The 9,274-nt window shown below is 34.1% G+C and carries 7 protein-coding genes and 1 pseudogene; 4 read left to right on the forward strand and 4 right to left on the reverse strand.

Annotated elements, in window-relative coordinates:
• Together ABJI11_RS05080 and ABJI11_RS05085 are read left to right on the forward strand one after the other, a co-directional pair.
• Positions 1 to 255 (forward strand): annotated as a pseudogene (locus ABJI11_RS05080) (glyoxalase); the annotation flags it as partial.
• A gap of 147 nt (positions 256 to 402) precedes the next feature.
• The gene (locus tag ABJI11_RS05085; RefSeq protein WP_348350009.1) at positions 403 to 1,416 is read left to right on the forward strand and encodes a hypothetical protein; all 1,014 of its coding nucleotides are present in this window, start codon (positions 403 to 405) and stop codon (positions 1,414 to 1,416) included.
• A gap of 35 nt (positions 1,417 to 1,451) precedes the next feature.
• On the opposite strand, the gene ABJI11_RS05090 is transcribed toward ABJI11_RS05085, so the two are convergent.
• The 4 genes from ABJI11_RS05090 to ABJI11_RS05105 form a co-directional block, all read right to left on the reverse strand.
• Positions 1,452 to 3,260 carry a glycoside hydrolase family 2 TIM barrel-domain containing protein gene (locus tag ABJI11_RS05090; protein WP_348350011.1) on the reverse strand — a complete coding sequence of 603 codons (1,809 nt, stop codon included), beginning with the start codon at positions 3,258 to 3,260 and terminating at the stop codon, positions 1,452 to 1,454.
• Positions 3,261 to 3,725: 465 nt separating this feature from the next.
• The gene (locus ABJI11_RS05095; protein ID WP_348350013.1) at positions 3,726 to 4,649 is read right to left on the reverse strand and encodes a hypothetical protein; all 924 of its coding nucleotides are present in this window, start codon (positions 4,647 to 4,649) and stop codon (positions 3,726 to 3,728) included.
• A 233-nt stretch (positions 4,650 to 4,882) separates the two neighbouring features.
• Positions 4,883 to 5,449, reverse strand: coding sequence for an RDD family protein (locus ABJI11_RS05100; RefSeq protein WP_348350015.1), 567 nt, complete (start codon positions 5,447 to 5,449; stop codon positions 4,883 to 4,885).
• 141 nt (positions 5,450 to 5,590) lie between these two features.
• A complete protein-coding gene (locus ABJI11_RS05105) occupies positions 5,591 to 6,415 on the reverse strand; it encodes a DUF1853 family protein (protein WP_348350021.1) in 825 nt (274 codons plus the stop codon).
• A gap of 376 nt (positions 6,416 to 6,791) precedes the next feature.
• Here ABJI11_RS05105 and ABJI11_RS05110 point away from each other — a divergent pair, with 376 nt between their 5' ends.
• On the forward strand, positions 6,792 to 7,943 hold the full coding sequence (locus ABJI11_RS05110; RefSeq protein ID WP_348350017.1) for a VWA domain-containing protein: 1,152 nt from the start codon (positions 6,792 to 6,794) through the stop codon (positions 7,941 to 7,943).
• Between the two features lie 15 nt (positions 7,944 to 7,958).
• Positions 7,959 to 9,274: magnesium chelatase (locus ABJI11_RS05115; protein WP_348350019.1), on the forward strand; the 1,316-nt coding region annotated here is incomplete at its 3' end.

The following is a 9,274-nucleotide window of genomic DNA, read 5'->3' on the forward strand; positions in this document are numbered from 1 at the left end:
GGAGTAAAAGAAGCTCCGGAGTTTAATCCCTTTAATACTGGGTTGTTCCACTTTTGTATACAAGACCCAAATATAGAAGAATTAGTGGCTAAAATAGTAGCTTTTGGTGGTAAACAAAGAATGCCTATTCGTGAGTATTACCCAAAAGACAAGCCATACAAAATGTGTTATGTAGAAGATCCTTTTGGTATTGTGTTTGAAGTATACACACACAGTTATGAATTAACTTATTCTTCTGGTGCTTATACCGGATAAGTTTTAAATACAAAGCTAAAAAAGCGATTAGTGTTAAATTAAACATTAATCGCTTTTTTAATTTAACATATTCATTTCTAGATGTATATAAATTTTTATATATTTAAACTTCCCTCAGACTGTTTCATTATTAACCACCACTATACCATGAAATTATCTGCTGTTTTTTTTAGAATTTTCTTATTAGGTCTCATATGGCTAATTTTTACTTCATTTTTTAAATTATCAAATTCTCAACCTATAACGGAAGAAGATTATTCAGAAGTTTTAGAATTAAAGACGGACGGTCTTTATTACGCCGAGTTCTATGATTATATTTTTCGTGGTCATTTTGAAGAGATTGATATCAATAGAGGTGATATGCAATTTTTGATGCTTTTTGATCAGTACTTAAGAGCTTATGGAGCACAATGTTCTGGTTCTTTACCCGCGAATAAAGTGGAAATAATGAATGAAGAATGTGCTACGGAAGAGGTGACAAAAAATGGATGGGGAGATGTTATCAGTAGCGTGTGTATTAAGTACGTTTGGGTAGGTAGCGGACTTTATGCAAAACCTGCATTGTATGAGGCGTATAAAGAGATTGATCAATTACAACGGTCAAAAGGACTAGGTACCATGATGGAAATGATTACCGATCCCAATAGTATGGGGAATTCGGTAGATATGATTCATAAAATCAACGGACTTAAAGGTGATATGCTTAAAATTTTTAAACTTAATGCTTGTGGTAGTCCGGGTTTAGAACGATTTGAAGAAAACTTGAAACTCTTTGCGCTCGACAAACCTAGCATACGAATGGAGAAGGCTAGTAAGTACACCACTATGAAAAATTCTGGCGGACCAACTGGTGACCAGAACTATCATAAGCTTATTGATGATTTGGTATATGACCAATCTAAAACATGGTCTTTTAATAGATATACAACAGGTAGTATATCTAGTGTAACAACATCATCGCGAGATAGTGAAGGAAGACCAATGGAAATAAGTGCTAATTATAGCTTTTCTGGGTTTAGTGGAAATAGTAAAGGATCTGTGCGTATTACTTTTAAAAATGGACTACCTAAGTGTATCTATTTCTATGATTTTCCAAGGAATTGTAAAACACCCAACAGTAGTATTTTATCTTCTTATGCAGAAGGGAAATATGCTAACTGAAAATTATATTTTTTCAGTTAGCATAATTATTAGTATTACTTCTTATCCATATCTAGATAATACTCTTGTAACGTGAAAAAAGCTTTCTTTTTCATGCCTTGTTCAGAGATTAATCCTTTTCGGTTAAAATCATCTTGTATTCTACGTAGTGGACGCCTTGAGGAACGGAAATCCATAAGAATCCAAGGAGATAGACCAGCCATAAAATCAATGTTCTTCATCATTTTAATGTTAGATTTAAATAATGCATCTTGATATTCTTCTGTCCATCTTTCATTTTTATCACCATGTAATCCGTATAAAGCACCTCCACCAATTTCACTCATGATCATTGGTTTATTGTAAGCACTTGCCCATTTAATGCTACTACATGAATCCACATCGCCATAGTACCAGCCGCAGTAATTATTAATACCGATAACATCAACAACTTCACCTAAAGGGTCTTCTATTAAATTACCATCATCACCTTTGCCTTGTGTATCTAAAGCAGCGGTTATTAGCCTTGTGTTATCCAACTGACGCGCTTTCTTTGCCAAATTACCTATAAATGATAGTCGTGGTTCACTTTCCGGTGTTTCGTTTGCCATAGACCATAATACTACAGATGCTCTGTTTTTATCACGAGAGATCATCTCGGTAAGCTGATTTTCAGCATTGGCGTAGGTATCTTCATTATCGAACTGAATAGTCCAATACACAGGAATTTCTGACCAGATTAAAAAGCCCATTTTTTCAGCTTCTTTTACCATTGCCTCAGAATGTGGGTAATGTGCCAATCGTAAAAAATTACAGCCCAATTCTTTTGCCCAATTCAATAATACCTTACATTCTTCGATCGATACTACACGACCTGTTTTAAATGCTGCTTCTTCATGAATACTGATACCTTTTAGAAAGGTTTCCTTTCCATTAATCAATATTTTAGAACCGTCTGTTGTTACCGTTCTAAACCCTATTTGATCAACCAGCTTTTCACTGGTCGTTTCTACAAGTACTTCATATAACTTAGGAGAATCTGGCGACCATAATTTTGGTTTTGCATTAATGGTAAATGATGCTTTGCCATCTTTTACAGTTGCTTTTACAGATTTCTTTAGCTCAGGTATTTTTACATTAACAGTTGCGCCATCTTTGGCATTTGCTACTGTTACCCATCCGTTAATAGTATTGGTAGTGCCTTTTGCTAATTGAATGGCGTAATCATCAATATGTGTTTTAGGTACATTTATTAAGTGAACAGACCTTGTAATACCACCGTAGTTCCACCAATCTTGGTTTACGGTTGGTACATTTTCTTTTTTACGTTTGTTATCCACTTTTACGACAACAAAGTTGTTACCTTCAATAAGCTTATCGGTGACATTGAATTGAAACGGAGTGTAGCCTCCAATATGTTTTCCTATTTTTTCGCCATTTAAATAAACGATTGCTTCGTAGTTTACGGCTTCAAAATATAAAAAGCTTTCTTGATTTGGAGTAGGAGTGAAGTTAAAATCTTTCTTGTACCATAACGTACCTTCATAATAGTACAATTTATCCATTTGGGTGTTCCAATCTCCTGGTACGTCTAATTGTAAACTGGTGTCAAAATTATATTCTATTAGGTCTGATGGTGATTGCATTTTAGCATTCTTAAAATATCCTTTATCATATTCTTGCAGTCTATGATTATAGAATCCGTTTTCTAATGGATCAACGATAATATCCCATTTTCCGTTTAAAGACGTTTTTTCCCTAGCATCTATATTCTGTAGTAAATCTGCATATGTAGTTTCTTGTGCAGTTATTGAAATACCGAATAAAATAAAAAATAGTAATGTAATGTTGTTTAAGCTTTTCATTGGATAAGCTGAGTTTTTAGAGTTAGAATCGAAATTTACCGTTTTAATTAAAAACAGGGGAATGTTTTTTAAAAACAAATTTGAATTTAACTTTTACCTGCTAATAATTGAGATTTTTCACTAATGTATTAGATAAAGAGCATGATCTACAAAGAGAGCTAAATACAGGTTTTAAGGAGGCTTAAATTTTTACTCTTGTTGTATAAAATTTACTGATTTGTAAGTAGAATTGATAGGTTAAAGTATTGGGATAGAAAACTAAGTGCTTTTAATTATGGTTTAATTTTGATTAGCGGCTCAGTGTATGAAACGTAGCGTACAAAAAGACACTAACTTTTCGGATAAACACAGAGACGAATTTATATATTTTGTTTTAATTTTTTTCTTTTAAAACGCCAAATTGAAAATTTCGCGGACTTTATAAAAATACACAAACCTTTCCATTAAGCTCAAAGTCAGTATTGTTTATGGGTTTTGTTGTGGTATCGTACTTTTTGCACAACTTAACATTACTGCTCTAAAATCCGTTCCTAAATTGTCCAAAAGTCCAGAATAGTGGCAGTAAAAAATAGTTCCGCTATTATCTTCTTCTTTTATAGCTATTACTCCATCATCGAATTCAGCCAAATGATAATAATTCCCATCATCAAGTCCAGTTGTATATATTTCAGAAACTCCCAGTATTTTAAAGTAGCCAAAATCGACACTTTCTGATTTTTCAATAATTTGGAGATATTCAGCGGGTAATTTTGAGTCAATTCTTTTTGTGTAATTTTTTAAGAATTTTTTTCCAATCGGTTGAAAAACTTGATTTATGGATTTTACATTGTTTAGTTCTCCGAGTAACCCTTCGAATATTGGAATAGGTTTAATTTTCTTTTTCTTGAATGTAGTTTGAGCAAAGCTATTGGGGTCATTATTTATTTTTTTACTTGTAACTTTAATAGAAGTTGTTTTCATAATCCTTTTTGGATTCGGTCTAATTTTCCAACCCCATAAACGTCCATCATAGTTATCGAATTCTATATAAAATTTCTCATCGTTTGCCTTAAATCTAATTGTCGCTAACTTACTTTCATCTTTTCTTATATATTTGAAATCATCAGAAAGCGGGTTTTCGTTATCTCCGTAAAGTTCAATTGACATACTTTTTTCCCAATACTGTCTCCACTTTCTTTTTGGTCGAAAATATTCGATTTGAGCTTTTAATTTAGTTTGGGTTTCTGTATCAAATAATCCATAAAGTTCAATTAGTAGTCTCTTTTCTAATTCAGTAAACCCTTTATTATTGAATTTTGGACGTCTTCTGTACGCAGCAATATAAAGAGCAAGGAAAATCAGTCCGATTAGTCCAATTAAAACTCCTAAGATTATTAATATACTATTCATTTTAAGTATGCACCACAACGCCTGAGCTAAGGTTAGTGCGGAACCAAGGAAACTATAAAGTTTCCGTCTTCGCGCTAAGACAAAACTTTTTGTTTGCGTTATTTTTTTATTGTTAAAATGACAAATCAAACAGATTTGACGACCTTATAAAATTACACAGGCTTTTTGAATAAACACCCAACCACCGCATTAATTTTAGGTTTTGTTGGCAAATCGTTTTTTTTATTCATGGTCTATAGTATAAGACTTAGTGCATAAAAGTAAATTCCGCCAATTAATATTATTCCAATAAAATTAGATTTTAGTTTAGTTTTCTTTAGGTCAGTCCATATGGTTTTTAATTTCGCTTTTTCTGATACGACAACCTTAGTGTTGGCAATAAAATCCCCAATCCGTCTTTCAGGATTTATAAATCCGACTACAACTTCAATAGGGAAACCTATAACAATAGTAAGATTCCGTATGAAACATTGTAATTCCGTTGCGGGTTTTTTGGTTTTCTGATTGACCACTTGATAACCAAGAATACGTTTTGCGGGACTTTTTCCATTTAAGAAGTCTTTGTTTAGGTATACAAAAACTATTAAGAAAAAGACAAATGTTTCCATTCGATTATTTAATTCTAAACCAATATTTTCTGAAATAATTGATAAAATAATTGCTGGCGGAATTATTAGAAAACCCATTAAAAAATGGTCCAATAGCATACTCGAGATTCTACAAATTCGATAATTACTATTAACAATTTTGGACAAACTGTCAAAAATGACTCCCTTTGTTTCTTGCTTGTTTTGAGTCATTCAAAATGTTTGCCAACAATTGTATATGTGCACAATTACACATATTCCCATTTTAAAAGTAATCTAATTCGTACCCAATATAAAACCTAATTCTTCACAGTTATAAACAAATAGTTAACGGTCTTTCTTCAAATTTTAAATTCACCACCAAACAACAAAAAACTTCTCAAATTCACTAGCACTTTTCTTCATCCAAATCATAGGCGAACTGTTGTTTTGTAGGCGTTCTTTTATTGCATTAATAATGGTACTATGTGAAACCCATACTACTTCTTTAAAAGGATTAAAAACCCACTCACTTTTAGTAGGCATATAGAATTTATGACCCATAAATTCAGCAGCGTTAAAATCCTTCATTCGTAGCCAGTAGCCCATAATGCAATGGGAGTTTATTGGTGATATAGCTAATGATGCGGTTTTATAGGGCTGAAACAATTGCGCTTTATAACAAACCTGTTGTTTTACTTGTGTAGCATCTATTCCTTTATCTAAGAGTGCAGCACTACCAATTTTGGTATGTATCAGTGAAAATTGGTTGTTCTTAATTTTCTCTAACTTTTTGTAAAAAGCATCACTTCTATTTGGACCAACCAATTGATGAATAGGGTTTTCAATTGTGGTGTCAATCAAGTAAAACTTATAAGTGAGTTCAACATGAATCAGTTGTTGCGTGGCTGCCTCGTTAAGTATAAAATCTATCTCTCCAATTGTCTGTTTTCCGTCTCTAATAGGCATATTATGTAATAACACCTCATATGCATCACTTTCATCTAATAATTGCTTACATACATATTCCATTTGATGCCCCAACCGTAATTTCTCTGGAATAGCTATCGGAGTAATCTCATTCAAGTCCACCTCAGGAAATTCAAATTGCCTAACGCCAAACTTTACACCTTTCCAAATTGGTGGCGTAGCTAAAAAGCTTTTGAGTTGGTTGATAGTTGTTTGTTCTTTATTGATGATCTTTTGTTTAGTTAATGGTTGTCGATTTTTCGTTAATTGTTGCTCGTTGCTCGTTAGTTATTAGTTGTTCGAAAATTAAATTGTGCCAATATTCGGTGACTGAGCGTAGCCGAAGTTACTTCATTATAGCGCTATGCGCAAAACGCAATGCGCGGAGCGCTTTTCGCCAATCGCCGTTTGCCTTTCACTTTTCTTCAGGAGCTATCCTAAAGAGAGAAGCGCACAGCGTATTGCGACCAGCGACCAGAGTCTAGCGTCCAACTCAACACGAACAACCAACAACAATTAACGAAAAACCAACAACCAAACTTAAACAACAACGTTAACATTTCTTAAATACCCACTGCATACCACGTAAAAGTGTTAATTTTATAAGATGGCTATGAATGAAAGAAAAGGGTTTCGCTTTAAAACTTACGAAGCACCCGAACAATCGATTTTTGATAAGCTGTTTGATATTTTTCAAGAGCTTATTACACATACTTCTGGAGACTTTGACGAGGCTATAGATTGGTTACGTGAATTGGATAAGGAATATGAACTTACAACTGAAGATTATACTATTGATGACTTTATTGAAGATTTAAAAGCTAAGGGCTACATACGCGAAGAATTTAAGGATGGCGGTGGTGACGGTCAAGATGGTGAAGAGGGTTCTGGTGGCGGAGACATTTCCATTACGGCAAAAATGGAACGGATAATTCGTCAGCGCGCGTTAGACCAAATTTTTGGTAAACTAAAGAGAAGTGGAGCCGGTAACCATAAAACTGGTAAATCAGGTCAAGGAGATGAACATACAGGAGACCTTAGAGAATACCGTTATGGCGATGGTCTAGAAAACATATCTATGACAGAGAGTATTAAAAATGCTCAAATTAATCATGGTATGGGTAGTTTTCAATTAAGTGAAGAAGACCTAGTTGTAGAAGATACGCAGCACAAAGCGCAGATGAGTACTATTCTAATGATAGATATTAGTCATAGTATGATTTTGTATGGTGAAGATCGTATAACTCCCGCTAAAAAAGTGGCTATGGCGTTGGCAGAATTGATTACGACTAGATACCCAAAGGATACTTTAGATATTCTGGTATTTGGTAATGATGCCTGGCCAATACCTATTAAAGATTTACCGTATTTAAAAGTAGGTCCGTATCATACCAATACCGTTGCCGGTCTACAATTGGCTATGGATATGCTGCGTAGAAAGCGTAATACCAACAAACAGATTTTTATGATCACCGACGGTAAGCCAAGTTGTCTTCGTATGCCAGATGGTACGTATTATAAGAACAGTGTTGGTTTAGATGATTTTATTGTGGAGAAATGTTACAACATGGCACGCCAGGCACGTAAATTACACATACCTATCACCACATTTATGATAGCTCAAGATCCTTATCTAATGCAGTTTATTCGCCATTTTACAGAGGCAAATAAAGGCAAGGCATTCTTTACGGGATTAAAAGGATTGGGAGAAATGATATTTGAAGATTACGAAGCGAACAGAAAAAAAAGATTGAAATAAGAATAAGAAAATTTTATGAAATTAGATTATAAAAATATACATACGTTAGGGGAGCTTAAGGCTGCCGGATACCAATCAAAAAGCGTAAAAGACGAATTACGTGACAATCTTATAGAAAAGATTAAAAAAGGTGAAGATGCTTTTACAGGAGTATGGGGTTATGAAGATTCTGTAATACCTGAATTAGAGCGTGCTATTCTTTCTCGTCATAACATTAATTTATTAGGACTTCGTGGTCAGGCGAAAACCCGTTTGGCGCATTTAATGGTGAATCTATTAGATGAATATATTCCGGTAGTAGCAGGTTCAGATATCAATGACGATCCTATGAATCCAATGTCTAGATATGCTATGGAATTAATTAAGGAGAAAGGCGATGATACTCCTGTTTCTTGGATGCATAAAGACGAACGTTTTGCTGAAAAATTAGCTACACCAGACGTTACCGTGGCTGATTTAATTGGTGATGTAGATCCAATAAAAGCGGCTAACTTAAAATTGTCTTATGCAGATGATAGAGTAATCCACTTTGGTATGATACCGCGTGCCAACCGTTGTATTTTTGTAATTAACGAGTTGCCCGATTTACAGGCACGTATACAAGTGTCATTATTCAATATATTGGAAGAAGGTGATATACAAATTCGTGGGTTTAAATTGAGGCTGCCTTTAGATATACAGTTTGTATTTACGGCAAACCCTGAAGATTATACCAATAGAGGTAGTATAGTTACTCCGCTAAAAGATAGAATTGGGTCTCAGATATTAACACATTACCCAGATGATATTGAAATTGCTAGAAAAATCACCGAGCAAGAAGCAAAATTAGATGTTCGCCAAACAGATGCTGTTTGTGTGCCAGATTTAGCAAAAGACTTATTAGAGCAAATTATTTTTGAAGCTAGAGATAGTGAGTATGTAGATGCTAAAAGTGGTGTAAGTGCACGTACCAGTATTACTGCTTTTGAAAACTTGTTAAGCACTGCAGAACGCAGATCGTTGCTTAATGGTGGTGATAGTACTATGGTTCGTTTAAGTGATTTCTTGGGGATTATTCCTGCTATTACCGGTAAAATAGAATTGGTATATGAAGGAGAGCAGGAGGGTGCAGACGGGGTAGCGGCTATATTAATAGATGATGCCGTAAAAACTCTATTTCCAAAGTATTTCCCTAAAATTAATAAGTTGGAACGTAAAGATGAAGAAACCGTTTATGATGAACTATTGCATTGGTTTTTTCAAGGTGAAGGTTTTGAATTATTAGATGATTTTACAGATGAGGAATACAAACGTGCTTTAGATAGTATACCTGCATTGAACCAGCTCTTAAA

It is taken from the genome of Maribacter sp., from assembly GCF_039968975.1.
Taxonomy (GTDB): Bacteria; Bacteroidota; Bacteroidia; order Flavobacteriales; family Flavobacteriaceae; genus Maribacter.

Excerpts from the sequence above, each read along its gene's own strand:
- ABJI11_RS05085 (WP_348350009.1), top strand. The coding sequence starts at position 403 with ATGAAATTATCTGCTGTTTTTTTTAGAATTTTCTTATTAGGTCTCATA.
- ABJI11_RS05090 (WP_348350011.1), bottom strand. The coding sequence starts at position 3,260 with ATGAAAAGCTTAAACAACATTACATTACTATTTTTTATTTTATTCGGT.
- ABJI11_RS05095 (WP_348350013.1), bottom strand. The coding sequence starts at position 4,649 with ATGAATAGTATATTAATAATCTTAGGAGTTTTAATTGGACTAATCGGA.
- ABJI11_RS05100 (WP_348350015.1), bottom strand. The coding sequence starts at position 5,449 with ATGACTCAAAACAAGCAAGAAACAAAGGGAGTCATTTTTGACAGTTTG.
- ABJI11_RS05110 (WP_348350017.1), top strand. The coding sequence starts at position 6,792 with ATGGCTATGAATGAAAGAAAAGGGTTTCGCTTTAAAACTTACGAAGCA.